The 26,188-nt window shown below is 40.4% G+C and carries 26 protein-coding genes; 18 read left to right on the top strand and 8 right to left on the bottom strand.

Annotated elements, in window-relative coordinates; all coding sequences use genetic code 11:
* Window positions 1-1,525, bottom strand: a 1,525-nt coding sequence (locus JUI58_RS05120; RefSeq protein WP_348539839.1) for an iron ABC transporter permease, incomplete at its 3' end; no start/stop codon positions are given.
* Window positions 1,526-1,768: 243 nt separating this feature from the next.
* Here JUI58_RS05120 and JUI58_RS05115 point away from each other — a divergent pair.
* The 4 genes from JUI58_RS05115 to JUI58_RS05100 all read left to right on the top strand — a co-directional run bounded on the left by JUI58_RS05115 (window position 1,769) and on the right by JUI58_RS05100 (window position 4,640).
* The gene (locus tag JUI58_RS05115) at window positions 1,769-2,854 is read left to right on the top strand and encodes an ABC transporter ATP-binding protein (protein ID WP_204102673.1); all 1,086 of its coding nucleotides are present in this window, start codon (window positions 1,769-1,771) and stop codon (window positions 2,852-2,854) included.
* A 147-nt stretch (window positions 2,855-3,001) separates the two neighbouring features.
* Window positions 3,002-3,316 carry a YbjQ family protein gene (locus tag JUI58_RS05110; RefSeq protein ID WP_204102672.1) on the top strand — a complete coding sequence of 105 codons (315 nt, stop codon included), beginning with the start codon at window positions 3,002-3,004 and terminating at the stop codon, window positions 3,314-3,316.
* 2 nt (window positions 3,317-3,318) lie between these two features.
* Complete coding sequence (locus tag JUI58_RS05105; protein WP_204102671.1) at window positions 3,319-3,768, top strand: heavy metal-binding domain-containing protein; 450 nt, start codon at window positions 3,319-3,321, stop codon at window positions 3,766-3,768.
* Between the two features lie 38 nt (window positions 3,769-3,806).
* The gene (locus tag JUI58_RS05100) at window positions 3,807-4,640 is read left to right on the top strand and encodes a M48 family metallopeptidase (RefSeq protein ID WP_204102670.1); all 834 of its coding nucleotides are present in this window, start codon (window positions 3,807-3,809) and stop codon (window positions 4,638-4,640) included.
* A 35-nt stretch (window positions 4,641-4,675) separates the two neighbouring features.
* Here the strand turns inward: JUI58_RS05100 and JUI58_RS05095 are convergent, their stop codons facing one another.
* Window positions 4,676-5,590, bottom strand: a complete 915-nt coding sequence (locus JUI58_RS05095) for a glycine betaine ABC transporter substrate-binding protein (RefSeq protein ID WP_204102675.1) — start codon at window positions 5,588-5,590, stop codon at window positions 4,676-4,678.
* A 109-nt stretch (window positions 5,591-5,699) separates the two neighbouring features.
* On the opposite strand from JUI58_RS05095, the gene JUI58_RS05090 reads away from it, so the two are divergent.
* Window positions 5,700-6,824 carry an acyltransferase gene (locus tag JUI58_RS05090; protein ID WP_204102669.1) on the top strand — a complete coding sequence of 375 codons (1,125 nt, stop codon included), beginning with the start codon at window positions 5,700-5,702 and terminating at the stop codon, window positions 6,822-6,824.
* A 50-nt stretch (window positions 6,825-6,874) separates the two neighbouring features.
* Here JUI58_RS05090 and JUI58_RS05085 read toward each other — a convergent pair whose 3' ends face one another.
* The 3 genes from JUI58_RS05085 to JUI58_RS05075 are packed head-to-tail and all read right to left on the bottom strand — an operon-like array spanning window position 6,875 to window position 11,128.
* Window positions 6,875-7,573 (bottom strand): DUF4230 domain-containing protein, encoded by a 699-nt coding sequence (locus JUI58_RS05085; RefSeq protein ID WP_204102668.1) that lies wholly within the window; start codon window positions 7,571-7,573, stop codon window positions 6,875-6,877.
* A 36-nt stretch (window positions 7,574-7,609) separates the two neighbouring features.
* Window positions 7,610-9,286 carry an NAD+ synthase gene (locus JUI58_RS05080; protein WP_204102667.1) on the bottom strand — a complete coding sequence of 559 codons (1,677 nt, stop codon included), beginning with the start codon at window positions 9,284-9,286 and terminating at the stop codon, window positions 7,610-7,612.
* 30 nt (window positions 9,287-9,316) lie between these two features.
* Window positions 9,317-11,128: an NB-ARC domain-containing protein gene (locus JUI58_RS05075; protein ID WP_204102666.1), complete on the bottom strand. Its 1,812-nt coding sequence runs from the start codon at window positions 11,126-11,128 to the stop codon at window positions 9,317-9,319.
* A 102-nt stretch (window positions 11,129-11,230) separates the two neighbouring features.
* On the opposite strand from JUI58_RS05075, the gene JUI58_RS05070 reads away from it, so the two are divergent.
* Together JUI58_RS05070 and JUI58_RS05065 are read left to right on the top strand one after the other, a co-directional pair.
* Window positions 11,231-11,578 carry a hypothetical protein gene (locus JUI58_RS05070; RefSeq protein WP_204102665.1) on the top strand — a complete coding sequence of 116 codons (348 nt, stop codon included), beginning with the start codon at window positions 11,231-11,233 and terminating at the stop codon, window positions 11,576-11,578.
* Between the two features lie 144 nt (window positions 11,579-11,722).
* Window positions 11,723-11,953, top strand: a complete 231-nt coding sequence (locus JUI58_RS05065) for a hypothetical protein (RefSeq protein ID WP_204102664.1) — start codon at window positions 11,723-11,725, stop codon at window positions 11,951-11,953.
* Window positions 11,954-11,977: 24 nt separating this feature from the next.
* On the opposite strand, the gene JUI58_RS05060 is transcribed toward JUI58_RS05065, so the two are convergent.
* The gene (locus JUI58_RS05060) at window positions 11,978-12,241 is read right to left on the bottom strand and encodes a hypothetical protein (RefSeq protein ID WP_204102663.1); all 264 of its coding nucleotides are present in this window, start codon (window positions 12,239-12,241) and stop codon (window positions 11,978-11,980) included.
* Between the two features lie 289 nt (window positions 12,242-12,530).
* On the opposite strand from JUI58_RS05060, the gene JUI58_RS05055 reads away from it, so the two are divergent.
* Window positions 12,531-13,988: a deoxyhypusine synthase family protein gene (locus JUI58_RS05055; protein WP_204102662.1), complete on the top strand. Its 1,458-nt coding sequence runs from the start codon at window positions 12,531-12,533 to the stop codon at window positions 13,986-13,988.
* A 12-nt stretch (window positions 13,989-14,000) separates the two neighbouring features.
* Here the strand turns inward: JUI58_RS05055 and JUI58_RS05050 are convergent, their stop codons facing one another.
* Complete coding sequence (locus tag JUI58_RS05050) at window positions 14,001-15,389, bottom strand: MATE family efflux transporter (RefSeq protein ID WP_204102661.1); 1,389 nt, start codon at window positions 15,387-15,389, stop codon at window positions 14,001-14,003.
* A gap of 141 nt (window positions 15,390-15,530) precedes the next feature.
* Between JUI58_RS05050 and JUI58_RS05045 the strand changes: the two genes are divergently transcribed.
* The 8 genes from JUI58_RS05045 to JUI58_RS05010 all read left to right on the top strand — a co-directional run bounded on the left by JUI58_RS05045 (window position 15,531) and on the right by JUI58_RS05010 (window position 23,127).
* The gene (locus JUI58_RS05045) at window positions 15,531-17,240 is read left to right on the top strand and encodes a formyltransferase family protein (RefSeq protein ID WP_204102660.1); all 1,710 of its coding nucleotides are present in this window, start codon (window positions 15,531-15,533) and stop codon (window positions 17,238-17,240) included.
* A gap of 69 nt (window positions 17,241-17,309) precedes the next feature.
* A complete protein-coding gene (locus JUI58_RS05040) occupies window positions 17,310-18,098 on the top strand; it encodes a class I SAM-dependent methyltransferase (RefSeq protein WP_204102659.1) in 789 nt (262 codons plus the stop codon).
* 99 nt (window positions 18,099-18,197) lie between these two features.
* Window positions 18,198-19,130, top strand: coding sequence for a fused MFS/spermidine synthase (locus JUI58_RS05035; RefSeq protein WP_204102658.1), 933 nt, complete (start codon window positions 18,198-18,200; stop codon window positions 19,128-19,130).
* Window positions 19,131-19,278: 148 nt separating this feature from the next.
* Window positions 19,279-20,115: a hypothetical protein gene (locus JUI58_RS05030; RefSeq protein WP_204102657.1), complete on the top strand. Its 837-nt coding sequence runs from the start codon at window positions 19,279-19,281 to the stop codon at window positions 20,113-20,115.
* A 34-nt stretch (window positions 20,116-20,149) separates the two neighbouring features.
* Window positions 20,150-21,463, top strand: coding sequence for an O-antigen ligase family protein (locus JUI58_RS05025; protein WP_204102656.1), 1,314 nt, complete (start codon window positions 20,150-20,152; stop codon window positions 21,461-21,463).
* A 65-nt stretch (window positions 21,464-21,528) separates the two neighbouring features.
* Entirely contained in the window at window positions 21,529-21,783 is a 255-nt protein-coding gene (locus JUI58_RS05020; RefSeq protein WP_204102655.1) for a hypothetical protein, read from the top strand.
* Between the two features lie 21 nt (window positions 21,784-21,804).
* The gene (rimI, locus tag JUI58_RS05015; protein WP_204102654.1) at window positions 21,805-22,371 is read left to right on the top strand and encodes a ribosomal protein S18-alanine N-acetyltransferase; all 567 of its coding nucleotides are present in this window, start codon (window positions 21,805-21,807) and stop codon (window positions 22,369-22,371) included.
* A gap of 375 nt (window positions 22,372-22,746) precedes the next feature.
* Entirely contained in the window at window positions 22,747-23,127 is a 381-nt protein-coding gene (locus tag JUI58_RS05010; RefSeq protein ID WP_204102653.1) for a hypothetical protein, read from the top strand.
* A 132-nt stretch (window positions 23,128-23,259) separates the two neighbouring features.
* Here the strand turns inward: JUI58_RS05010 and sbcD are convergent, their stop codons facing one another.
* Window positions 23,260-24,546, bottom strand: a complete 1,287-nt coding sequence (gene sbcD, locus JUI58_RS05005; protein WP_204102652.1) for an exonuclease subunit SbcD — start codon at window positions 24,544-24,546, stop codon at window positions 23,260-23,262.
* 70 nt (window positions 24,547-24,616) lie between these two features.
* Between sbcD and JUI58_RS05000 the strand changes: the two genes are divergently transcribed.
* Together JUI58_RS05000 and coaE are read left to right on the top strand one after the other, a co-directional pair.
* A complete protein-coding gene (locus JUI58_RS05000) occupies window positions 24,617-25,459 on the top strand; it encodes an ABC transporter permease subunit (RefSeq protein ID WP_204102651.1) in 843 nt (280 codons plus the stop codon).
* Window positions 25,460-25,482: 23 nt separating this feature from the next.
* Entirely contained in the window at window positions 25,483-26,067 is a 585-nt protein-coding gene (gene coaE / locus JUI58_RS04995; RefSeq protein ID WP_204102650.1) for a dephospho-CoA kinase, read from the top strand.
* The last annotated feature ends 121 nt before the right edge of the window (window positions 26,068-26,188 follow it).

Genomic DNA, 26,188 nt, shown 5'->3' with positions numbered 1-26,188 from the left:
TAGCTAAAGCGGGTGCAGCAGCTTCTACTAAACGTTCATCAGAAGCGTATTGATAGACTTGTATCGCCAAGGTATCGAAGTTAAAGGGGCGAATTACCAAAGTCGCGGGAAGTTCCTTCATGACATCCACAAAGACTAACATGGCCGCCGTTAAAAGTCCCCCAGACATCAAAGGTGCGTGAACTTTAATCAGCGTACTTGCAGGGGAATGACCTAAACTCCTTGCAGCATCATCTAAACTGGGTTGAATTTTCCCCAAACTCGACTCTACTGTGTTAAAAGATACGGCTAAAAAGCGGACTAAATAAGCAAAAATTAGCGCCGCGATCGTCCCACTTAATAATAGTCCCGTAGATATGCCAAAATGCGATCGCATCCAACCATCGATCGCGTTATCAAATCGTCCAATGGGAATCAAAACTCCGACTGCAATCACCGATCCCGGTATAGCATAACCCATTGCAGCGATGCGTACCGAAAAGGACATAGCAAAATTATTTTGTAACCGTTGTCCGTAAGCCATCACTAGGGCGAGAGTAACCCCGAAAATTGCCGTTAAAACTGCCAAAATCAAGCTATGGGATGCCAAACCCCAAAAGTTACGTCCAAGGGTGCTTTCTGAGGAATTTAGGGTCATTTCTAGCAACACTCCCACCGGAAGTAAAAACCCAAAAATAACGGGAATAGTACAGGCAATTAAAGCAGTACCGGCGCGAAATCCTCCCAGTTTATAGGGTTGAAAAGGTTTAGCATGATTGGCGGTTTGATAGTATTTGGCTTGACGGCGCGATCGCCTCTCTAAAGCCATTAAAACTAACACAAAAGTTAGCAGAACTGCCGCCAATTGTGCCGCCGCCGTATGTTCTCCCATTCCCAGCCAAGTGCGATAAATTCCTGTAGTAAAGGTGGAAATACCGAAAAACTGCACCGTGCCAAAATCATTTAAGGTTTCCATTAATACCAAGGCTAACCCAGCAATAATGGAGGGACGAGCGAGGGGAAGAGCGATTCTCACAAAACTGCGCCAAGGGTTACAACCTAGAGAGCGACTGGCTTCAAGAGTACAAGTACACTGCTCTAAAAAAGCAACTCGCGCCAACAAGAAAACATAGGGATAGAGGACGAGGACCAGCATGGCGATCGCCCCTCCCATAGAGCGAATATTGGGAAACCAGTAATCTCCCGCACTCGTCCAGCCGAAAATCCCTCTTAACGTCGTTTGGACGAGGCCGTAGTAGTCTAGAAATTCTGTATAAACATAAGCCAATAAATAAGCCGGTGCAGCGAGGGGAAGCAATAATAACCATTCTAGCCAACGACTCCCAGGAAAGCGGCACATGGTCGTTAACCACGCAGTCCCGGTCCCGATCGCGAAGGTTCCCAAACCGACTCCGATCATTAAAATTGCGGAGTTTTTGAGATAATCTGGCAATACTGTCCCGGCGAGATGACTCCAAACTTCCCCCGAATTCGCAAAAATGCTACTGAGGACAACTAAAATAGGGACGCAGATGGGGATGGCGATCGCTGCAACGAGTAAAGTCCAGCCGCGATTTCCAAAAGGAAAGACGTTGCGACCAAAGCCTTGTCGTAATTTCTGGGTTTTCCAAACAGGGGAAGATAGGGACAATTTGACCTAGACTCCAAAATCCTTTACAAAGTTTTAATGAGAATTAGTTTCAACTACTAAGCTAAGTTTAACCTAGCATACCCAGGAAAAATTGGGAAGTCGCTCCTTTTTTCCGTTTCCTGTCCTCACATTCTTGATATGTCAAACCAAAAACCGACTATTCTGCATCTCGATCGCGTTACCAAGAAATTTGCCACCTTAAAACGTCCCGTTGTCAATGATATTACCCTTCACCTCGATCGCGGCGAAATTTTGACCCTTTTGGGACCCTCTGGGTGCGGAAAAACAACCCTTTTGCGCCTTATTGCGGGATTTGAAGAATTGGACGAGGGAAGCATTGATATTGCAGGAACTTTAGTTTCAAAACGCGGTTATTCTTTGCCGCCAGAACAAAGGGGAGTGGGAATGGTGTTTCAAGATTATGCTCTTTTCCCTCATCTCACAGTACAGGATAATATTGCCTTTGGGTTAACTCATAAAGGGGGAAAATTGGCAGAGGAGGTGAAACAGCGCCTCCGAGAAGTCTTGCAATTGGTGGGATTGAGTGGATTAGGCGATCGCTATCCCTATCAAATTTCTGGTGGTCAACAGCAGCGCGTGGCTTTAGCGAGGGCATTGGCTCCGCGTCCGGCACTGGTATTATTAGATGAGCCATTGAGCAATTTAGATGTACAGGTGAGGTTGCATTTGCGACAAGAACTGAGAAACATTCTTAAGTCAGCCGGAGCTTCTGCTATTTTTGTGACTCATGATCAAGAAGAAGCTCTTTCAATTTCGGATTCTGTGGGAGTTATGCAAGGGGGATATTTAGAACAAGTGGGAACTCCCGAAGAAGTCTATTTACATCCGGTTTCTCGCTTTGTGGCGGAGTTTGTGACCCAAGCTAATTTTATCCCTGCGCGGTATTCTGGCCAAGGTTGGGAGACAGAATTCGGCTATTTTGTTGCAGAAGATAAAGGAAAAAATAAGGGGGATTTAATGGTACGTCAAGAGGAGATTATTTTACAACCAGACGAAAGCGGTAATGGTGTGATTTGCGATCGCCAATTCCTCGGGAGAGAACATTGTTACCGGGTGGAGATGGCTTCTGGACAGGAATTACTTGTCCGTTCTAATGTTTTAAAAGCATTGGCGATCGGCACAAATGTTAAAGTTTCTCTGGCACTACAAACTCCGATCGTTTTTCCCGATAATACTTTTCCTAACCATTCAGAATCAATCTGAGAATAGAGCAGGCGTTTTGATTGTCCATCGCATTACAAAATTGTTACATATAGACTGAAAAGAAGAAAGGTATGCGATGATTTTTAATCAATTACCCTTATTGCAAAGAAAGATTTTCACTTTTTCATTCTTAATATCAAGAAAACTATGATTCTCACTACCCTCGAAGGCGTACCCGGAAAAGAAATTTTGGAACATTACGGCATCGTACAAGGAAGTACCGTTCGAGCTAAAAATATCGGCAAAGATTTTTTAGCTGGGATGAAAAATATTATCGGTGGCGAACTCAAAGGATATACCGAACTGCTTCAGGAAGCACGCCAAGAAGCCCTCGATCGCATGGTACTCCAAGGGCAGCAATTAGGAGCAAATGCCATTGTTAATATCCGTTTTGCAACCTCTTCTGTGGCTCAAGGTGCAGCAGAATTGTTCGCTTATGGAACAGCAGTGAGGGTATCCTAATCATGGAGGATTTGATTTTTATTCTCTCCCCTTTTTTCGTAATCGGTTTTGGTTATTTAATTGGAGCCTATTTCGAGAAACAGCATTACGAAAGTATTCGTAAACGAGAGCGCCAAACCCTTCACCTTCCTGTCGTGAATTATGGGTGCAAACAACCGTTACCTGAAGCAAGAGAGGCACGATTAGTTGTCGGAGAAGTGGTGATTTCTCCTGATGCTTTTAAAACTTTTGTTTTGGCATTACGGAACTTAGTGGGAGGACGAGTAACAGTATATGAAACCCTCCTCGATCGCGCTCGTCGAGAAAGTCTGTTACGCTTAAAAGAAGAGGCGATCGCCTGGGGAGCCACTCAAGTGCTAAATGTCCGCTATGAAACAGCAACAATTGGTAATAGTAGCCAGCAGGGAGTTGCTTCATTAGAAGTTATTGTTTACGGGACGGCAATTCGTTAAGACTTTTGTTAATAATTTTTTAACAATTTGTTAATAAAATGACATATAAACCCAAGGAAATAACCGAAGAAGTTAACATTTCTAAGATTCATCCCCTAACGAATTTAGCACAGTTATTGGGGACGGTGGTAGGGGTGAGTTTGGCGATTTATATTGCCTTGGGTTTAGCCGTAGATGCGATCGTCCCTCGTATTCCAATAGAAACCGAAAAAGCGATCGGCGATTCGTCTATTGCCAGTGCTTATTTATTATTAGGTGGAACACCTATTGAAAACGATCCTCGCATTTCTTACCTACAAGAATTGCTCAATTCTCTACAAGACCCAGAAGATAAAATCCCATTAACTTTACATTTTTTAAAAAGTCCAATTGTCAATGCCGCAGCAATACCAGGAGGCCACGTTCTTGTCACTACGGCTTTTCTCGATGAGGTAAAATCAGAAAATGAATTGGCTTTTGTTTTGGCTCACGAATTAGGGCATTTACGAAACAGAGATGGGTTGCGGGGTTTGGGTCGAGGATTAGTCCTTAATCTGGGTTGGTCGCTTGTTTTTGGCACATCGGGAGGGGGGGATTCAAGTGTTGTAGGAACGGTAATCAATCTATCAAGTTTAAACTATAGTAGAAGTCAAGAATCCGCAGCAGATTTATCTGGTTTAAATGCGGTAATACGTCGTTATGGTCATGGTGGCCACAGTTTAGATTTGTTTAAACGGCTTCAAGATGAAGAAACAGACTTAAAGGTTACTGAGTATTTTTATAGTCATCCTTTTTCAGAAAATCGAGTTAAGAAACTCGAAAAAAATGCAGATAAAAATGGCTGGTCAATGCAAGGAGAAAAAACTGCTTTACCTCAAGTATTTTCACAGTGAACCCTACATAAACTCAAGACAAAAGGAGGGATAATTCACCGCTTTAATAATCCTTCTTCCTGCAAAAAATCATTAGCAATATTAGCCGGTTCTCGCTGTTTTCCTGTAGCTTCATAATTTAATTTTTGCATCGCTTCATCTGTAAGACGAGTTGTGACAGAATTGAGAATATCTATAATTTCAGGATGGCGATCGAGGAGTTCTTGACGCAGGACAGGAGCAACTTGATAGGGAGGAAAAAGATTTTTATCATCTTCTAACATCACCAAATTATAGGCACTAATTTCCCCATCAGTACTAAATCCCACCGCAACATCTGCTTCCCCTTCTATTAGTCCTTGATAGCGCAATTCTGCATCGACAGATTTATATTCTTTTAAGGTAAATTTGCCATATACTTCTTCCAAACCTGGTAAACCATCTTCTCTGTCTTGAAATTCTGGTGGTCCGATCAAAGTAACTTGATCTGCATTGGCGATCAAATCAGAAATTGTTTTTAACCCATATTTTTCTACTCCTGCTTGCGTTACAACCAACGCTTGTGTATTGTTCATAGGAGAAGGAGCAAGCCAGATGAGATTAAATTGTTCTTTATATCCTCGAGCGACGGTTTCGTAAACTTTTTGGCGATCGCTATTTCCTGGCAGTTTTAACACGCCTAAAAGTGCCGTTCCAGTATATTCTGGATAAAGGTCGATTTTTCCCTGCATTAAACTACTCTGAGCGACAGGAGTTCCACCTAAATTGAGTTTTCGTTCTACTACAAAGCCATTATCCTCGAGAACTAACGCATACATTTCGGCTAAGATGAATTGTTCGGCGAAATCTTTTGAACCAATGCGAATAGCGGCCTCGTTAACAGGGGGTGTCCCCCCCGAACAAGCGATCGCGAGAAACATAGCAACGAAAGTAAGGAGAGATAAAATTAACCAACGACGAAACCAAAGCATCATTCCCAAATCTTTTTTATTCTGTCTCCTTTATTATGCCTGCTGACGGTGATCAAAAACTGAAAAATTCCTGAAATTTAAAATTTTATTTACTCGAATTAACGAAAAAATGCAGCAACAAACGAACAATAAACCCAAAACTCTCAACCTATTGCAACTATTTAGAGGACTTGCTGCGATCGCGGTGGCTTTGTTTCATGTCGATCAGCTAACGAATGAGAAATTTAATGCGGTTTATTTTTTTGATATCTTCAAGTTTGGTTGGTCTGGGGTTGACTACTTTCTTGTACTCAGTGGATTTATCATTATTTATACTCAACACCGAAATTTATTACAACGGAGTTTCACAAGGTTTAAATCTTTTTTATTAAAGCGATTTGTTCGGATTTACCCGATTTATTGGCTGGCTACCCTAGGGATTCTTCTTTTCTTGCTTTTAATACCAGGATTTAAAAATAATACCCCTTTAACTTTAAGCTCAACGATACAATCATTTCTGCTTTTTCCTCAGCAGCAGGCTCCTATTTTAAATGTAGGCTGGACTTTAATTTTAATTCTTTTCTTTTATCTCATTTTCAGTTTAAATTATATTCTACCACGTCGTTTGTATTTGTTTATAATTGCGATCGTTCTTCTCGGTTCTACCAGTCAATTTATTAGTGCTTTTGCTATTTCTCCCGCAGAATATCCTCGACTGGGACTCATTTTTAACTCTCTTAATTTAGAGTTTTTGTTTGGTTGTATTGCTGCTTATCTTGTTCTCAATTATTCTTTGCACTATCGCAGAACAATATTTTTTCTAGGACTCGGATCGTTATTATTATTTAGTTATTTACAAACTTATGGTGTTATTAATGAGGTCAATATTATTAATCTTTTTGGAATTGACTTTACAATTAATCGAACGATATTTTCAGGAATTCCCTGTTTCTTTCTGGTGATGGGTGCAGCTTCAATTGATATTAAAAACGGGGTGGAAATCCCCAAAATCTTTACTTATTTAGGAGATGCTTCTTATTCAATTTATCTCATTCACAGTCCTGTTATTTCTGCTTTAGTTCAATTGAGTTTAAAATTGAAATTCAATGAAGCAATTAACAACTATTTTATTCTCGGTTCGTTAATTGCGATAATTTCGATTGGATTTTCTTGTATTTTTTATAATTTAATTGAAAAACCTTTAACTAAGTATTTAAGAAAACAGTTAGTTCCCAGAAAAACATCTCCGAGTTAACTGTAAAACTACTTGCAAATAAGTTGGTATTTAGCTTACTGTTCTTAACTTTATTGACAGGTTTTTAAATAAGGTGGGGTTGTTGTTACTTCGACTCGTTCGTGTCCTGCTAAGTTTAATAATTGAGTAATTGCTAATTTAGCGCGATCGTTTGCTTCCTCGAGTAATCCTTGTTCGCACGCACCTGCAACAATTTTCTTTAAGGTGGTTTGTTGTGCTAAAGTTTGTAGTTCGGCAGCAACATCGGGGCCTAAATTAAAAGCACCGCGATCGTAGTCATAAATTCGCGATCGCGTTACGTCGATATTAGCATCTAAAATTTGCGGTGCTGGTAGTTGAATATAGAGAATATTGTCTACAATTTTAACATTTTTGGTGGTTAATTGACTCAGATCGATTCCTGCTTCTACTTCCCCATAAGCAATATAAAGCATTTTTGTCCGAAATTGAAAAGTTCCCATTAATTCGCGATCTTGATGAGTCGGAACAACTGTTTCTGTGGTATAAATAGCAGTTGTTAATTCACTGGCACCGCGAATTTTTTCAACAATAACAGTAGTAATATTCACTTCCGGTTGTTTCATTTCAATCCGAAAGAAGGTTGTTATTTCAGCAACAAAATTAGTTCCAGTGCGCCACATTCCGAAGAAAATGAACAATCCTAAGATTGCGATCGCCCATTTTCTCCATTTCCCGACTAACTTCATGGGAAGCAGTAAAAAGTTTTTTTGTTGCGTACTATCTCTCATCAATTCTTGCTTGCTAAAGTGCGGGTTTTGTCTAATTTAATCGGTGACTCGAGAAGCGATCGGCATTCGCCAACCTGTCCCAAAAGCGCGATCGGTAATCTTTAACCCAGGGGGTGCTTGACGGCGTTTAAATTCGGCACGAGCCACTAAACGCGCTATCTTTTCTACTGTAGCGCGATCGCCACCGGATTTGACAATCTCTTCTATCGATTGATGCTTTTCGATTAATTGAGAGAGAATATCATCAAGAATTTCGTAAGGAGGAAGGGAGTCGCGATCGGTTTGTTCGGGCTTGAGTTCTGCGCTGGGGGGCTTAATAATAATATTTTGGGGAATGATTTCTTGTTCCTGATTTAACCAGCGACAGAGGGCAAAAACTTGCATTTTAGGGACATCGGCGATCGCCGCTAAACCCCCATTCATGTCCCCGTATAAGGTACAGTATCCCACGGACATTTCTGATTTATTCCCCGTAGAGAGGAGAAGATAATTAAATTTGTTGGCGATCGCCATTAATAAATTACCGCGAATTCTCGATTGAATATTTTCCTCTGCAACTCCAAATTCTGTCCCGGTAAATAAGGGGTCTAATAGGCGATCGTAAGCTGTCATTGCTGCGGCGATCGCGATCGTTTGACTATTAATGCCCAAATTATTAACTAATGCTTCTGCATCTATGAGGGAATGATCGGAACTGTAGGGAGAAGGCATTAAAACTCCTAGGACATTTTTTGCACCCATTGCTTCAGCCGCGATCGCAGCAACCAAAGCAGAATCAATTCCTCCGCTTAAGCCTAAAATAACCTGAGAAAAGCCACATTTTCTAGCATAATCTCTCACTCCTAATACTAATGCCGACCAAATTTCTGCTTCTTCAGAATGGGGTAAAGGCACAATCTCAGCAGGCAAATAATCTCGTTTTTCTGGATTAAATTCAACAATTTTTAAGTCTGTTGTGAAACTTTTGGCGCGACAAATTAAAGCACCATTTCGATTAAACGCAATACTATTCCCATCAAATAAAAGCTCGTCATTTCCCCCGACTTGATTGGTATAAATTATCGGGATTTTATAACGCAAAACGCAATGATGTAACATTGCTTCCCGTAATTTCTGTTTGCTGACACTGTAAGGAGAAGCCGATAAATTTACAATAAAATCAACCTGCGATCGCGCTAAATCTTCGATAGGATTCACTTGATAGCTGCGTCTTCCCCAGAATTCCTCATCGTTCCATAAATCTTCACAAATAGTTACGCCAATTTTGAGCGAATGCCCTTCATTTTCTAAAATAAAATAATTACTTTCATCCCCTGCCGTAAAATAACGATGTTCGTCAAAAACATCATAAGTGGGTAATAAACGCTTATAAAAAATGCGTTTAATTTCTCCTTGATTTAAGAGGGCAATACTATTAAAAAGAGGTTTTTGACCTTGCAATTCGGCTTTGGGATTCGGTTCGACTGTCCCGACTAAAACTGTTAAATTTTGCGGTAATTCTCGCGCCAATTGCTGTAGCTTTTGTAACATTTTTGCCACAAAATTTGGATTGAGCAATAAATCGCGGGGAGGATAGCCGCATAAAGAAAGTTCTGGGGTTAATAACAGTTGAACGCCTTGTTCTGAAGCTGTTTGCGCTGTTTCGAGAATGGTATTCGCATTACCATTCAGGTCGCCAATTGTAGGATTAAGTTGCGCGATCGCAATTTTCATCGTTTTTTTATCGTTGTTGTTAGTTATTTTTTATTTGTTCGTGGATAAAACAGCACTCAAATTAATTTTAGCATAACCAATATCTTTCATAGCACGATCTTTAAAAATTTCTATAACTTCGTCTAAACCATCGGTAAAACTGAGAGTTAGTTCGAGTTTTTCTTGGAGTTTTCTGAGGATTAAATCTCGCTTATCATTCCGTTCACCTCGCGGACTTACCAAACAATGGGTTTTAATGATTTTAATATTTTGGAGCGATCGCCCTTCTAATATTGTTTCTATTTCACGCAAAAATTCATCGATTAATTGCTTGGTGATATACTTCATAAAAACAGTGCCTAAAGTAAATTCCGCAAACCCATCGATAGATTTAGAAATCTCTAAAAGCGATCGCCGCTTTAAAGATTCTAAAGCCGCGACAATTTCCGAGGAAGAAGTTCCCGAAAATCGCAGATCGTTCTTAATTTGAGAAAGAGAAACCGGATCCCCTTCAATCGTTAGCCAATAGACAATTTCTCGCTCTAACTTTGAGAGGCGATCGAATTGTTGATAAAAAATTGTCGGCATGATATCTCCCAAAACCAAGGTACTTTGTTTGAGAAACTCAAAAATTTCTCCCCCAAAAATATCTTGAATGGTGCTAGAAATTAGTTTTAAAGCCAGAGGATGCCCGCGATAGAGTTGAATTAATTGATTTGTCCCATTTTGAGATGCAGAAAATCCGCGATCTGTCAATATTTTTCGCGCTTTTTCTAGAGATAATCCTCTCAACTTTAGAGCGCGAACTGGAGAAGAATCACTGGCTAAAGCAGTAATTTCTCTCGGTTTTTCTCGGGTGATGATCAACAAACAACTTTGATGGCGTTCTTGACCAATTCGACGAATCAGTTCGCTATAATTTTGGTGATTTTTCTTGTATTGCCCAGCTAATTTTCCCCTCGATAAAATAGCTTCAAAATCATCCAATAATAATAAACATCGGCGATCGCGTAAAAACTCAACAATTTGAGCAATTTGTTCCTCGATCGCAGAGGGAATTTGCGGTTCAGTCTTAGTGCAAAGAAAAGTGTGAATTTCTGTTAAAAGATCGCCAATAGGAGGTTCGTGACGCAGCGATCGCCGCAGCACATATTGAAATTGTTCCTGTAAATTTTCTCCCAGTTTAACCGAGAGAGAAGTTTTGCCAATGCCCCCCATACCCGATAAGATGATGAGACGACAGCGATCGCCAAGGAGCCATTGTTCCAGTTGTCCGAGTTCCTCCTCGCGTCCATAAAAGCAAGAAACATCAATCTCTTCATCCCAGTCTTGCTTGCTTTCACTCGCGTGAGGATCCCGGCGATCGACAATCTCCTCCCAAGGCAGTCCTAGGATGTGACAATAGACCTTAAAAGTTTTGGCACCAATGGGGTATTTCCCAGCTAGAAAGCGCTTCCACGTCCCCAGAGACACCCCATAGGCATAAGGTCCCCCCGTTTCCCAAGTTCCCGTAGGTTCTAAAATTTGGCTGGCTTCAAGAAAACAAGTGTCATCTTCTGCATTCCAACTCCATCCCTTCTCCTTGCGTGCCTGTTGAATTCGACTCAAGCCCAGTTTCGACGATTTCAGCGTTGCCATAGCGTATTTTGACCCATCGTGCAAGATCAATTGTAATTGATAGTTGACAGTTGATAGCTTTGATAGTTGATAGTTGATAGTTGACAGTTGATAGCTTTGATAGTTGATAGCTTTGATAGTTGACAGTTGATAGCTTTGATAGTTGATAGTTGATAGTTGACAGTTGATAGCGTTGACAGTTGATAGCGTTGACAGTTGATAGCGTTGATAAGTAGGCTGATCCATTACCGATCTTGGCTTTGTTGAAAAAAAGACGGCATTGTAGGAATAGAGAAACGCGCAGTTCAATAAATTGAATTAATCCCTTGTATTTTGAGGAATTCGACCATGCAAATTACAGCTTTTCCAACTAACTTAGAATTACAGTCTTTAAATTGGCAACAAAAATTGAGAATTTTGGCTTCACTCTTTGCCACGATCGCAGTACAAATTACCAATATCAATCAAGATAGACAAACGAAATATTTACTCAGCGAGGCAATTCGCATCATCGATTGTTGCCGTGTTAGTATTCCCAACAGTTTAACCTTAGAATTGAGCGCCATTCAGAAAGAATGGTTGGCATGGAAAAACCTTTTCCCTGTAGAAGCTGCTCGCAGTTTTATGGCATTTCACGCTCGCAATCAGTCGGTTCGCTTCTTACACATGACTGAAATTCTACCCGAATCTGTGTAGCGCGATCGCGTTTCTAAAGTTTGCTGGTCGTGGAGAGCTTTTTGGCTCTCCTTTTCTTATTTTGGTTTAATAGTATTTTACTGTTGAAGTCGCCACTAATACCTTATAATTAAATACAGTCAATCCGAGAACAACACTTAGAAAATGTCCTCAGAAAATATTGCTACTGTCGTCAAAATGCTAGAATCTTTGCCAGATGAGCTTCATGAGCAAGCGATCGCTCATTTACGAGAATATTTGGCTGATTTGCAAGATGAACTTGAGTGGGATCGGTTAGTGGAAAAAACTCGACCTCAATTGATTCGTACTGCAATACAGGCAAAACAAGAAATAGCAGAGGGAAAAGCAACTCCAATGGATTACGATCGCTTGTAATTGGCAAATTTGGAAAAGCGATTGCTAAGAGTAAAATTGCTCGTAATTGTCGTGACTCCCAATCCAAAACCAAGTTACTGTATCTTCTTCAAGAATACCTATTGCTCGATATTTTCGAGTTATACGAACAGACCAGATGCCTTTCTCGCGATCGATACATTTAAAATGTAAGGAAGGGTGAAAGGGATTCTGTCTCCACAAATGATACGCTTTTCTTGCTTGTTTTTGTATTTTCAAGTCCAGAGTGCGATACGATTGCCAAAAAGACGGTAAAGTTTTAGATTTCATAAATATATTATCGATTTTTCCAATTCTAGCGATCGCACCCCATAAAAAAATAGATGCCGATATCGACATCTAAACAAAGATTGCAAAGTATATAGTTAAGCTGAAACGAGAGCAGTTTCGTTTGCTGTTAAAGGTTTTGTGGTATAGTTTTTAGGTCTTCGCGGCGATCGCACGGCATTTTCAAACAAAGGAAAGAGAATTTCTAACTCTTTCAACCGTTAAAAAGTTCAACTTTTATCCTGAAAATTTCTTCATAAATTATTTTAGTGTGATTTAATCTTGTATGCAAATGAATACGACTGACTCTTTTTTAAAAGAACTCGAACCTCTCAACTTACAAAAATGTTATTCTGTTAGTGATATTGTTGAAGCCATGAGTTATTGCTCCTTTGGGGCGAGGATGCTGGGAGAAACAACTACTAAAATTTACGAGTGGATTGTGACAAATAAAGCCCCGATTGCTATTTATGACGGGAATTTAGACAGTCCTCTCGGACAGTTATTACAAGAAATGAGCGCCCGAAAATGGTTTACAAAAATCGTTGCACCAAAGGATTATACTCGACCTGTTTTTGGAGGCGAAAATGCGATCGTTATTGGGGCATATTCAGAAAGTGTAGCAGAGAATATCTATAGCACTCCCAAAGAGGCTATTTTTTTGAATCAATTTGCAATGGTAAAACCAGGTCAAACCACAGATGGCTATTTTCCCAATGTTATCTTTTCCGATCCTAACTTTCTCCTCCCAGTCATTTTTATAACCTTGGAAGAAAGGTTGCGCGATCGGAAAAGTTCTATCACCGACCTCATGAAAATTTTAGCCCATTATGAGGGATTGGCCGCCGAAGTCAGTTCGGGATCTCAAACATTACGCGCCATGATACAAGATCCAGATTGTCTAGTTTTTCTGACATTAAGTGGTGCAATGACCATTGCCAAAATGGGATTGATTATTTGCGATTTAATCGATATGAAAGCCGTACAAGCTGTTTGTAGCACAGGTGCTTTGATGGCTCATGGATTAGTTGAAAGTGTGGGATTAAAACACTTCAAATATAATCCTCAAAAAGATGATGCTAATTTAGCAAAATTAAAGATGAATCGGGTGACAGATACATTAGAACCTGAAGATAACTTAGAGCATATTAAAACAATACTAGATCGTATTCTCGATGAATATACTCATCTAAAACCGATTGGAACGCGATATTTTCATCAGATAGTTGGCGAACATCTTGCGAAAGAATATTCAGGACAACGCGGAATCTTAAAATCAGCTTATGAGCAGAATGTTCCTGTAATTGTACCTGCTTTTGTTGACTCAGAAATTGGCAATGATATCTATATTTATAACCGAATGTGCGAGCAAACAGGGCGATCGCGTATCGTCTTCGATCTCGAACTCGATACACAATATTTAGTAGAAATGATGACTAATGTTAAAAAAACAGGTATTTTTACAGTGGGTGGAGGAGTGCCAAGAAACTATATCCAAAATCTGGCTCCTTTAGTTGAACTTCTGAACGGATACAAGGATTTTAACCTACCCGAAAGAAAATTATCTTATGGCTGTCGAATTTGTCCCGATCCTATGCACTATGGTCATTTGTCAGGATGTAGTTATTCAGAAGGAATGTCTTGGCGAAAAATGGAAACACGAGGAATGTTTAGCGAAGTTCATGCAGATGCAACATTAATCTTACCGTTTCTGGTTAAATTTTTGATGGAATCTCGCGAATTGACCTAATTGACCTAGAGATTAGCCATTATTTTTTAAATTTAACGGGTGAGAGAGTATATGGAAAAACCTCCAAATTAGAATTCCTGTCGAGATGAGTATCGCAATAGTCAAAGCAAACCATATACTTACCGTCCCTAAATTTAAGATAATAGCTAGGAAATAGCTTCCTCCCACACCAATTCCCCAATAAATACTCAAATTAATCCACATGGGAACTAAAGCATCCTGTAATCCTTGTAATGCACCGATCGCAATTAAATGTAAACCATAAATACTTTGGCAAAGCGCAGCAATTCCCAGTAAAGAAATGGATATATTCGTAATTTCAGTATAGTTGGTGCTAGACTTATCTAAATAAATCGCAATGATTTGCTCGGGGAATAACCAGATGAATAAAGCAATAATACTTGTAATTACAGCGTTCAGAAGCAAATCGATTAAGACTGCATTTTTGCTGCTTTCGATATTGTTCGATCCGAGTCTTTGTCCGACTCGAACAACAGTAGCATAGGAAAATCCAAACGGAATTACAATTGCTAATTCAAAAATAGAAAGAGTGATTTCATGCGCCGCTAAATTTGCCGTTCCTAAATATCCCATGAACAAGCTAGTGCATAGAAATAATCCTAATTCTGAACCAAATTGAATGCTAATAGGAATGCCGATTTTAAGTATTTTTGAAAATAGGTGGCGATCGCCATACCAAAGCGAGTTAAAAAATTGATATTTTTGAAAATCTGGGTGAAACTGTAGATATCCTAAAATAATGAAAAAAGTTAGCCCAAATATTATCGTACTTGCCCAACCTGCTCCTGCTAAACCCAAGGCTGGAAATCCCCAATGACCAAAAATAAGGATATAATTTGCTAAGGCACTTAATGGCACGGAAATAGCTGTAATAATTGTCAGAAACTGGGGGCGATCGCAAGCGATTGTAACGCCTTTAAAAAGGACAATACCAAGTGCGGCTGGAAAGCCCCAAACAATTGCCTGCAAATAAATTGTGACACTACTTGCAATTTTTTCTTCTTGACCTAATAGAGGTAAAATAGAGCCAAGATGCCATAAAAATAACATCATAGGTAAGGAAAAAATAAGATTGAGCCACAGTCCTTGAATGGTCAGTTTACGAATTTCCTCAATATCTTCTCGACCAAAGGCTTCGGCTACAAGAGCGCCTAATCCTTCAAATAAACCTGTACCAATATAGGTAAATGTATAAAAAGTAATCACTCCTAATCCACCTGCAGCTAGTGCTTCACTTCCCAACCATCCCATCATGACCAGATCGATAAATCCGATCGCAGTTTCTGCCAATTGCGTCAAAATTGCAGGAATAGCCAAAGTGAGAGAATTTTGTATTTCTGTTTGTAAAATTACACGGGATCTTTTTTGAATTAATTCCATAAAAATCAAGAACTTGACAACTTAATTTACTATTGCTATATTATTTGATGGAATTATACCAGAGATGTATCTAATTATCTCATCATTCCATGCTCTCGAAGCATTGTAAAATACTTTAAACACTTTCTACCAGTCTCTAAAATGGCAGAGTTACAAAACAGTGATTATCATCCCCAACCCCTCAGTTGCTTTGTCATAGGAGCATCCATTTTACCTTGTTTGAAATGCGTACAGTCTCTGCTCGATCGCGGACATAAAGTTCATGGTTTTATTTCTTTAGATAGTACGTTAGCACAATGGTCATCGGAACAGAATTTGCCTTTTTTAGCAATCAATAACGAATGCTCGTCTTCCGATGACGACATCATCGACTTTTTAAGTCAACATCCTTTCGACTATTTGTTTAGCATTGAAAATTACTATATTCTTTCTGAGGAAATATTAAAACTTCCTCGGAAAGGAGCGATAAACTACCATAATTCTCTTTTACCAAAATATGCAGGTTGTGAAGTAGAATATTGGGCAATTGTGAATCGTGAAGAGATACATGGAATAACGTGGCATTTTATGAGTGGGCGAGTGGATACTGGCGACATTATCAAACAAGTTTCCTGTACAATATCGCCTACGGAAACAGCTTACTCATTAAACCAAAAATGCGATTGGGCTGCTGTTGAATCTTTCCACCAACTTATTGATGAATTAGCGGAATTAAGCGGCGATCGCATCTCAACCACCAAGCAAAATTTGCAAGAGAGAACATATTATTATTTCTCCAAACGTCCCCCGATGGGGTGTGTTTTTTCTTGGCATCTTTCTGCCGAAGATATTGATACTTTTATTCGCGCTCTGACTTATATTTCTTATGAAAATTATGTCGGTACACCTAAAATTGTCATTGAGAATGAATTTATCATTGTTTCTCAAGTTTGTCTCTTAAACTTGAAATCCGGTCATCCTCCTGGAACAATTGTTAAGATACAGTCTCACTCCCTTCAGATTGCGACGAAAACCAATGATATTCTTTTAAGACAAGTTTTTACAATTGATGGTGAAATATTACCGCTTTCTGAATTTATTTCTAAGTTTTCCTTATTTGCAGGATATCAGTTTAGCGATCTAGATGCAACATTAGGCGATCGCCTAACCAAAAGCTACAAACAGGCTCTCAAACAAGAAGACTTTTGGTTAACAAGATTGACTCAACTACAACCTACTGCTTTAACGCAGAATAATGTCTCCAATTTAGACAAAAATTTCCCAGAGTATGTCGTCACTCATAGCTCGTTACCTGATGAAGTTCTCAATGTTTTAGAAAACCAATATCCCCAAGAAAATTTATCTGATTTTCTTTTATCTATTTTTATAATTTATGTTCATATACATCAAAAAATATTTGATATAGAGTTAGGATACAGGGATGAAAAAATACAACAAGAGTTCCAACAATTAGCAGGCTTTTTTGCTTCTCATGTCCCTTTTTGTCTCAAAATAGATAGTCAAATGACATTCAGAAATTTAATAATGCACGTACAGAAAGAAGTGCAAACTATTCGAGAGGGTAAAACTTACTGTCGGGACATCTTTTTTCGGTATCCCAAACTGGGCGATCGATGCCAAGAAAAATATCAGTTTCCTCTGATTGTAGAGAGGGTACAAAAACTAGAGAATCTTAAATCTAACGCCGACATGACGCTATTTGTTCCGGAAAGTGGAGACGGTTATGCTTGGGGATATGTTAGAGGAGTTTTCAACTTAGAAGTTGAGGAAAAGATATCAGATCGATTAAATACAATTGCTCGTCAAGTTATCCAGAATTGGGATGGAGAGATTAGTAAGATAATAGGGTAGGTGTTGACTTTTGAAAAGTTTTATGATATAAAAAGCTGACTCTTGTAATTGTCTAGATTAAATGAAAAAATGAAAATAGATATCGATCGGTTAATTTTCTATGATGGCGATATTTACGATGCTTATCTCGCCTCACCTTGTCTATTTGATACAGACCACAAAACAGACATCGATCGGGTATTTTGGTGGGAACGAGTTAAAGAATGTGGCGATCCAGTACTTGAAATTGGCTGTGGTACAGGACGGGTTTCGATCCCTTTAATGGAGGCGGGATTTTCTGTTGTTGGTGTTGACTTTTCCCAGTCTATGTTAGCGCAGGCTCGAAAAAAAAGCGATCGCGTTGAATGGATTCAAGAAGATATTCGCACCTTCAATTTAGAGCGAAAATTTGCTTGTATTCTCGCTCCCTATTATGTTCTCAATTACTTTTATGAGTTAGAAGACCTAGAAGCTGTACTAAAAAACTGTAAAACACATCTCAAATCTAACGGAAAACTCATCTTAGATATTGTCCATCTTTCTCCTAAGTTTTGGCGAGAGCTTTACGAGCTAGCAGGTGTAGTTGACACTCTTCGCAAATTCATTCATCCTCGAACTGGGGAAAAGATTGAAGCAAAGTTCGATCAAGAATATGATTTTGAGCGACAAATTTACTCTGAAATTATAATTTATCACTTCCCGAATGGAAAGGTTGTGTCAGATCGACTCGAACATCGTATTTATTTTCCTCAAGAAATCAAAGCAATTTTGAAGTACAATGGTTTTAAAGTTGATCGTTGTTTTGGCAATTATGATAGTACGCCCTTCCAAGAAAATTCTCCCCACCATATTCTCGTTTGCAGTCATTGGGAATCCTAACGGGACTTCAGCAAACAATCTCTGATTTTTAATTGCTAATTCCTGCGCGATCTGACACGATCTGAACCGTAAATCAACATTCTATAGACTTAAAAATTCATGCCTGAAGACTATTTCAGCACTGGTTTAAAAATTTGCACCCCTATCACTGAGCGAGATGTTTGCTTGCACACGATCGATCGCATCTTGTTTGTTACGAAAACAGCTTATCAACAAGTTCATATTGTTGAAAGTAGTTCTTACGGTAAATCATTACTCCTCGATCATGACTATCAATCCTCTACCATCGATGAACATTTCTACCACGAATTTTTGGTACATCCGGCTCTATTAGCCTGCGAAAAAGCACCCCAGCGCGTGTTGATTTTAGGAGGAGGAGAAGGTGCAACCTTGCGAGAAGTCTTACGTTGGAAAAGTGTCGAACAAGTTGTGATGGTTGATATTGATGGGGAGGTCGTAGAAGCCTGTCGCCAATACTTACCAGAAATGCACCAAAATGCTTTTGACGATCCCCGTACCCTCTTAAAAATTGGCGATGCTATGGCATTTCTCGAGGAAACCCAGGAAACTTTTGATGCGATTATATCCGACTTATCTGACCCCATTGAAGAAGGTCCCTCTTTTCAGCTATTCACGCAAGAATATTTCCAGAAAGTTCGTCGCCATCTTAATCCGGGAGGGTGTTTTGTTATGCAGGCTGGCTCGGTAGATTTTCCTTATCTTCCCGTACACTCTCGTTTGTTTAACACTGTAAAATCTCTGTTTTCTGATGTTGAATCCTATACTTATTTTATTCCTAGCTTCTTTTCTAATTGGGGATTTATTCTGGCCGCCGATCGCCCCATCAATACCCATGCCGATCCCGAGGCGATCGATAAAACGATCGCAGAACAAATAACAGGAAAATTACGAGAATTTGATGGAGTTTCCTGGTTAGGAGCAGCACAATTACCTCGCTACATTCGCGAGGCGATCGCCCGAGAAACCCAAATTTATACCCTTTCCAGTCCACCCAAACACCAACGCTTTTAGCTTTTAGCCCTTACCAAGAATTGCACGCCGATCGCGTCCACTAACTGTACTCTGAGAGGATAAACGCCCAACTCCCACGAGCATAGTAGAATGGAAAAACTCAACTCGGGATCGTCGGGAAAAATAAATCGTTTTGGAGGTTAAACCATTGGACGAACTCAGAGAAGCCCTAGAACTCGCTAACGAAGAAGAACTGCAACAACTCACCAATATCCTTTTCTGTCGTCGTTTGAACCCCCTCGATTACCTGGGAATGCCCGACGTTTTGGAAGTACAAAGCCGCGATCGCGCTTCTTGGCTAGACTCCATTGAACAAAGATTTCGCTTTCTCGCTGCTGACGGTTTGACGGTATTAAAAGGACAAAGCCAAAATATCTCCTATCGCCAAGTTTTGCTGCGGGTTTGCCATTATCTCAAAATGCCCTATTCCCAAGAAATGAGCGTTGTGGATCTCGAAGCGGAAATATTTTTACACTTAATGGGCAAAATTTGGCAAGGTCTTCCCGCTTCCGAAAAGAAAGATTTGAGCGATCGCGTCCAGAAGTCCCTCGCAAATGCCGATCTCGCCCGTCCCCTGCCCTTAAAATTGCAAAACGATCCCGTGACCATTCTCCTCAAAGGCAGTGGCGTTATCGCCGTAAATTCCGTGGTAAAATCCCTAATTTTGCAACAGATCGCCAAGCAATTTGCCCTGCATTTTGCCCGTTACCAAGCCGCCCGCGCTACCCTCGTCCAAGGAGGCGCGATCGCCGCCAGCAAACTACAACACCATTTAGCCCTACAAACCGCCAAACGCGGCATGGCTATTGCTGTGGCACGACAGGGGGCCGTCAAAACCGCCTTTGCTTTCCTCGGTCCCATCCTCTGGGGCAGCTTTTTCGCCGATCTCGGTTGGCGGGCGATCGCCACCAACTACAGCCGCATTATCCCCACAATCTTTGCCTTAGCACAAATTCGCCTGACGCGATCGGAGTGTTGGGCTTAGGATCAAAAAGAGAGGAGGAGAGGAAGAGAGGAAGATGTGGAAAAAAACGAGCAAACAGTCTTCATCTTTGGCTTACCTCCGGGACCTGTGGATGTGGGATAGTTTTCAAATTGGGGCATTTCTGCAACCCATGTTGCCTGGAATAGCCGCTATTCCTTATTCTGCTGCGGCGATCGGGGTTTGGCCGAAAGAAGGAAAAGCGATCGCCAAATCCCCCTTAACCCGCGCTTTTGCCCTCCTCAGTTTACTCCTTTTTATCAGTACGGCTTTTGCCGATCGCCCCCTGGAAGCATTAGGGGGAATGGCTAATTTTTTCCCTTATTTTATTTGGTTTTGTACGGTTCATTTTCTGATTCAAACCCCCAGCCAATTACGCAAACTGGCTTGGTTATTAGTCTTTTCCTCTCTACCTATTTGTTTTCTCGGTTTAGGACAGATATTTTTTGGCTGGATAACTCCCGAATTTTGGGCGACGCTTTCGGGTTGGACTCTCATTCCTTACGGCAAACCGGAAGGGCGAATGTCTTCTGCTTTCATGTATGCAAATATCCTTGCCTTTTACCTTTTGGTTATTTTAATGTTAACTTTGGGCTTATGGATCGATGCCTTTCGACAGTGGCACGCAGACAAGCAACGCCAATCTTTGCAAGTTTTAAGATTCTTATCGGGGGCAATTTTTCTTAATTCTCTGTCTCTTCTTCTCACCCAATCTCGCAATGCTTGGGTGTTAGCAATTTTAGGTAGTTTGGCTTTTGCATTTTACATCGGTTGGCGATTATTAGTGTTAGGAATTGCGGCTTGTGCGGGGACGATCGCCTGGGCTTCTTTTGCCCCAGCATGGGGAGGGGAAACATTGCGCCAAATCGTCCCTTATTTCTTCTGGGGACGGCTATCGGGGGAAATGTATCCCAATATGCCTATTCCTCTTTTACGCATGACGCAATGGCAATTTTGCGGGCATCTGATTCGCGATCGCCCTCTCTTGGGTTGGGGACTGCGGAATTTTTCTTTTCTCTACAAGGATGCAACGGATGTTTGGTTGGGACATCCCCACAATCTTTTCCTGATGTTAGCTGCGGAAACAGGAATCATTGCCACACTTTTATTTTGCGCGATCGTGGGGTGGATTTTGGCACGAGGTGTTTTATTATTAGGCAATTCTGTTTTTGGCGATCGCGATCGCCTTATTCTCTTTACTTTTTTTGTTGCTTTTATCACCTGTATCGGCTTCAATTTTTTAGATGTCTCGGTCTTCGATTTGCGAATTAATACCCTCGGATGGGCTTTACTGGCTGCGATCGCAGGAGTGACGAGATATCAAGATTGCCTTCATCGTCAGGACTCATAAAAAACTGCTTTGGGGGAGCGAAATTCCCTTAAAATAAGAAAGATGAAAATTTTCCCAGCCCTACCATGAATCCTATCGCGATCGTACTGTTGGTTTTATTAGCAATCATAATTTGGAAAGTCTGGCAAAACTCTCGCAAAACCAAGGGAATCAGACGCGGTGGCAATATCGATCGCGATCTCCTCAAAGCCTTACAGGGAGATGGTGAATTAGCAGAACGCTTATTAAACCAAGCTAGGCTTAAATATCCAGGAAAATCAGAACGTTGGTATATAGAAAAAGTAATCTACGATATTAATCGCGATCGCGGACGAATATAACAAAACCCCTAAAAAAATTATATGACCTTTTCAACATTGCAGATATTGCCCCTGACTCAAGCCGGTATCGAGGCTGCAGTGGAACTAGATCGCCTTTGTTTAGGAGGAATGTGGAGTTTGCAGGGCTATCAAAGGGAATTAGACAGCCCCAACAGCGAAATTTTAGTGCTATCTCTTCCTTGGGAAGGAAAAGATAATACCATCGTCGGGATCGGCTGTTTTTGGGCAATTTTGGAGGAAGCACACATCACTCTCCTTGCCATTCATCCCGACTATCAAGGGCAAGGTTTAGGACAACTTTTACTCTATTCCTTGTTAGAAAAAGCCCTACAAAGGCAATTAGAACGAGCAACCTTAGAGGTTAGAGCCTCCAATCAAATTGCCCTCTCACTCTATCAAAAGTTTGGCTTTAAAGAAGCCGGACGACGGAAAAAATATTATCCCGGTACCGAGGAAGATGCCTTAATTCTCTGGTGCGGAGGCTTAAATCAGCCCGAATTTAACCAAAAATTAAGCAGTTTGTCTGCACAAATTTTCTCTCGTTTGGCCAAGGCCGGGACTTGGCAAGTCGAACCGATTGCTTTCTGAGAAAAACTGCTTTTTTTTGTAAAGAACTGTAACAAAAATATTTTTAGCTGGGCGATCGCGATGAAGGTCTACCATGAATAATCGACTTCTATTTTATAAGTTTTGTAAAGAAATGCCGTCAAGGGCGATCGGTTCAATAAAGATGACTCAATAGGTGCAAATCCCAGCACAATAAGGTTTTGAGAAATTTTCCTTGTTCTCTATTTTCACAAAATCACGATCTTGGATTATAACTTTTCCAGAAATAATGTAAAGTTTGATGACAAATATTTCATCTTCCCGAATAATTTATCTATACTGACTTATCAATGAACGCGCAAAGAAAAATTAAAAATTAGCAAAACCGAATTTAATTAAACTAGGAGGATAAGGAAAATGGTGTTAGCACAAGGACGGAGTTGGGAAAAGACATACTGGGCGATCGCAAAAAGTTTTCTAACCTGGAGCTTTACTTTACTTGTTTGTTTATTAGTGGTGGGATTTCCCCTTGTTGTTTTAATGACAACGATCGCGGTATTAGCGGCTATTATTTTACAATCAGTGCTTCCGGTTAGCGCGGTTTTATTAGTTGTGGGAAGTACAGTTGGCATTAATATTTTGGCAGTTTTATTAGGTGCCACAGTGTTAACGTTTAAAGGCATTCATCCAGAAGAAGTTAGTTGGTTGAGTTGGTTGCATGGCGAATCTACAAAAGCTAAAGAACCTACTTTTGCTTCTTGTCCTTTAACCTGTGGCATTAGCAGTCAAGCTATTTAAGCCAGGAATTAAATAACCATTCAAAACTTAAGATTTTGAAGCTATATAAAGTTTGCAGTGCAAAGTGAAGCTATCGGGGTAAGATTGAAAACTTGCCTCGATTTTCTTAGGAGATATTTTTAAATAAGGTTTTTAAGATAACAGACTTAATTGACTCACCTTTTTTTCAACATTATTTATATCTTCAACATTAAAGCCAATTTCCTCTCCATTCAATAAACGTTCTGCTGCATCCAACATTTCCGATGAGAGTGCCTTTAAATCTTCACGATTTCCCAAATAAGTTTTTAAGGCATCAAGGGGATCGAGGCTATTATTTACCCCTAATTCGGGCAACCTGGGTCGAGAAAGCTGACTGGTTAATTCGGGAACAATCTTACAAGTATGTGCCTCTTCTAATGCTTTTTGCAAGGTCGTTGAATCAATTTGTTCTATTTGATCGGAACGCAATTTATAAATTAAGCGAACGACAGCATCTTTAATCTCTTTTTGAGCAATAGCTTGTAAAATGGTTTCTTGGGGATTTTCTGCTTGAGAAACATCAACATTAATTGTACAAAATCGACGGGCAGGAATAGAACAAAATTCCCAGTTTGCTTCGCCTTTTTTAATATCAACAAAAACATAGCCTTTTTCTTCCTTTTCCTCGCTAAAATCAACTCGTTCAATACTGCCTGGATAAATAATAGGAGGATTATTTGTAGGATTAAGATTTTGATGTTTGTGAACGTGGCCAAGGGCAACATAATCAAATTCTTCTCGTATTAACAAAGACATCGGTAAGGTAAATCCTTTACCGACGGCTAAAAATCTTTCTGCCCCTAAATTGGCTCGATCTGCCATTAAATGAGCTAATAATACTGTGGGTAATTCCGGATCGAGTTTGCGAATTTCTCCTTCTAAAACCGGGTTTAGGCGATCGATTAACATGATATTTACATCAGCCATTGATAGCCCTTCTGTTTCCGGACGAGTTAATAAAGTCGATCGCGTTAACCAAGGTAAAGTAATGACTTGAATATCGCCATTTTTAGTTTGAATGCGGTGAGTTTCGATCGTATCTCCCACAATAAATCCCGGTACTGCTAAAGTGCGATAAATAGATAAACTTGCCCCTCCCGTCCCTTGAGAATGTAAATCGTGATTTCCCACTAATAAAATCGTGGGAATATTAACAGTCGCAAGACGCTGAAATTGTTTAGCAAAGGCTTGCTGGACGTAGGGAGGGGGTGTAGCATCGGGAAAGGCATCTCCCCCAAAAAGCACTAAGTCTGCTTCCTCAATAGCGCGATCGATACATTGCTCTAATGCCTTGACAAAATCCTCTAATCGTGTATTTAAACCTGTTTCGGGATTAATATGACCATGAGTAAAGCTGCTACCGAGGTGAATATCAGAAAGATGTAGGATTTTAATCATTTTTTGTACATTGTTAGTTGTGAATTGTGGATTATTGCGCTTAACTGTTAACTGTCCACTTGTAAGGATTATGCCTGTGTTTTGGAATTTAGTCGCGATCGAACTGGAAAAAACAGTGAGACGACCTCTCTTTTTATTCTTTTTGGGGTTATTGGTGGGACTGCTTCTCTTTATTTTTTTAGGGGGGTTATTTGCCTTTGAACTGGTTACGACCCCAGAAAGTAAAGTCTTTTTTAAAGAACTCCTTGCTGGGACAGCAGGAGGAGAACTCGCGCTTTCTCTAGTCCTGAATTTAGGTAGCTTTTCTTTATTAATTTTAACCGCCGCGATCTCAACTTCAGAATACCAGTGGCGCGTCCTGCATTTATACTTAAGCCACGGAGTAGGACGCACGATACTTTTATCTGCTAAATTGACTGCATTGGCTGCGATCGCAGTTTTATTTGTTTTGGTTGCTCTCATTTTGGGTTTAGTCTTAGGACTACCTTTAGTCATCCCGATGGGAGGAGAAGTAACGATCGCGGGTATTGGCAAGATTTTCGGGCAAGCACCTCGGGTCTTTTTAGCTTTATTACCCTCTATTGCGATCGTATTTCCTATTGCCATTTTAACCCGTTCCATTGCCGCAACCAACACAATTACACTACTGTATGTTTTTATTGTTGAACCGGTTCTAAGCGCTGCCGGAAATCTTGTTGGAGAACCTTTTTCTCAACTTACACGGTATTTACCCTTTCAACTTACCCAAGCCTTAGTTAGAAAACTTCCCGAGGACATTCCCGAGGGAATGGAAGAAGAATTTAGGAGGATATTTTTCGATCCGAGTTTGGCTGCTTTGGGGGTAACATTATGGGTTATTTTCTTTGCGATCGCCGCATGGCTAATCTTTCGTCAACAAGATTTAACCAGTTAGTTATTGGATAGCCAAGAACAAAAATGGTTTATCGTATTGGATTAACGGGAGGAATTAGCACGGGGAAAAGTACTGTTTCTCAGTATCTAGATCGCGTGTATTCTCTTCCCATTCTAGATGCCGATATTTATGCCAGAGAAGCTGTCGATCGCAATTCTCCTATCCTAACTACAATTGCACAACGCTACGGAGAGGGAATTTTGCTTCCCGATCGCCGTCTCCATCGTCAAAAACTGGGGGAAATCATTTTTTCCCACCCTGAAGAGAGAAAATGGTTAGAAGTGCAAATACATCCCTACGTGCGCGATCGCTTTGTTACAGAATTAGCGACCCTCAACGCTACAATTGCAGTATTGGTCATTCCCCTTCTCTTTGAAGCAGATATGACGAATTTTGTCAATAGTATTTGGGTGGTTTCCTGTTCTCCCGAACAACAACTACAACGTTTGTGCGATCGCGACGGAATTTCCCCAGAACAAGCGCGATCGCGAATTGACAGCCAAATTCCTCTAACCGAAAAGATTGCTGCTGCTAATGTTGTCTTAGATAATTCGTCTACTGTAGAACATCTGCTCTCTCAGGTAGATGCCGCATTAAACCATCAATAACAGTCAGGAACCTCAGCCTAAAGGGTGAGGCTTGAAAGAGAAATCTAACAAGCCATTCTGACCAGACTAAGTACCCCGCGTACTACGTTATTTGGGTCACGACACCTGGGAATGCGAAGCT

This window comes from Spirulina sp. CCY15215, from assembly GCF_016888125.1.
Taxonomy (GTDB): domain Bacteria; phylum Cyanobacteriota; class Cyanobacteriia; order Cyanobacteriales; family Spirulinaceae; genus CCY15215.
Note: the sequence above shows the minus strand (reverse complement) of the source record. Positions and strands in the feature narration are given on the sequence as shown.

Bases quoted from the DNA above. Each gene is read 5' to 3' on its own strand.
- JUI58_RS05115 (WP_204102673.1), top strand. From the start codon at position 1,769: ATGTCAAACCAAAAACCGACTATTCTGCATCTCGATCGCGTTACCAAG.
- JUI58_RS05110 (WP_204102672.1), top strand. From the start codon at position 3,002: ATGATTCTCACTACCCTCGAAGGCGTACCCGGAAAAGAAATTTTGGAA.
- JUI58_RS05105 (WP_204102671.1), top strand. From the start codon at position 3,319: ATGGAGGATTTGATTTTTATTCTCTCCCCTTTTTTCGTAATCGGTTTT.
- JUI58_RS05100 (WP_204102670.1), top strand. From the start codon at position 3,807: ATGACATATAAACCCAAGGAAATAACCGAAGAAGTTAACATTTCTAAG.
- JUI58_RS05095 (WP_204102675.1), bottom strand. From the start codon at position 5,590: ATGCTTTGGTTTCGTCGTTGGTTAATTTTATCTCTCCTTACTTTCGTT.
- JUI58_RS05090 (WP_204102669.1), top strand. From the start codon at position 5,700: ATGCAGCAACAAACGAACAATAAACCCAAAACTCTCAACCTATTGCAA.
- JUI58_RS05085 (WP_204102668.1), bottom strand. From the start codon at position 7,573: ATGAGAGATAGTACGCAACAAAAAAACTTTTTACTGCTTCCCATGAAG.
- JUI58_RS05080 (WP_204102667.1), bottom strand. From the start codon at position 9,286: ATGAAAATTGCGATCGCGCAACTTAATCCTACAATTGGCGACCTGAAT.
- JUI58_RS05075 (WP_204102666.1), bottom strand. From the start codon at position 11,128: ATGGATCAGCCTACTTATCAACGCTATCAACTGTCAACGCTATCAACT.
- JUI58_RS05070 (WP_204102665.1), top strand. From the start codon at position 11,231: ATGCAAATTACAGCTTTTCCAACTAACTTAGAATTACAGTCTTTAAAT.
- JUI58_RS05065 (WP_204102664.1), top strand. From the start codon at position 11,723: ATGTCCTCAGAAAATATTGCTACTGTCGTCAAAATGCTAGAATCTTTG.
- JUI58_RS05060 (WP_204102663.1), bottom strand. From the start codon at position 12,241: ATGAAATCTAAAACTTTACCGTCTTTTTGGCAATCGTATCGCACTCTG.
- JUI58_RS05055 (WP_204102662.1), top strand. From the start codon at position 12,531: ATGAATACGACTGACTCTTTTTTAAAAGAACTCGAACCTCTCAACTTA.
- JUI58_RS05050 (WP_204102661.1), bottom strand. From the start codon at position 15,389: ATGGAATTAATTCAAAAAAGATCCCGTGTAATTTTACAAACAGAAATA.
- JUI58_RS05045 (WP_204102660.1), top strand. From the start codon at position 15,531: ATGGCAGAGTTACAAAACAGTGATTATCATCCCCAACCCCTCAGTTGC.
- JUI58_RS05040 (WP_204102659.1), top strand. From the start codon at position 17,310: ATGAAAATAGATATCGATCGGTTAATTTTCTATGATGGCGATATTTAC.
- JUI58_RS05035 (WP_204102658.1), top strand. From the start codon at position 18,198: ATGCCTGAAGACTATTTCAGCACTGGTTTAAAAATTTGCACCCCTATC.
- JUI58_RS05025 (WP_204102656.1), top strand. From the start codon at position 20,150: ATGTGGAAAAAAACGAGCAAACAGTCTTCATCTTTGGCTTACCTCCGG.
- JUI58_RS05020 (WP_204102655.1), top strand. From the start codon at position 21,529: ATGAATCCTATCGCGATCGTACTGTTGGTTTTATTAGCAATCATAATT.
- rimI (WP_204102654.1), top strand. From the start codon at position 21,805: ATGACCTTTTCAACATTGCAGATATTGCCCCTGACTCAAGCCGGTATC.
- JUI58_RS05010 (WP_204102653.1), top strand. From the start codon at position 22,747: ATGGTGTTAGCACAAGGACGGAGTTGGGAAAAGACATACTGGGCGATC.
- sbcD (WP_204102652.1), bottom strand. From the start codon at position 24,546: ATGATTAAAATCCTACATCTTTCTGATATTCACCTCGGTAGCAGCTTT.
- JUI58_RS05000 (WP_204102651.1), top strand. From the start codon at position 24,617: ATGCCTGTGTTTTGGAATTTAGTCGCGATCGAACTGGAAAAAACAGTG.
- coaE (WP_204102650.1), top strand. From the start codon at position 25,483: ATGGTTTATCGTATTGGATTAACGGGAGGAATTAGCACGGGGAAAAGT.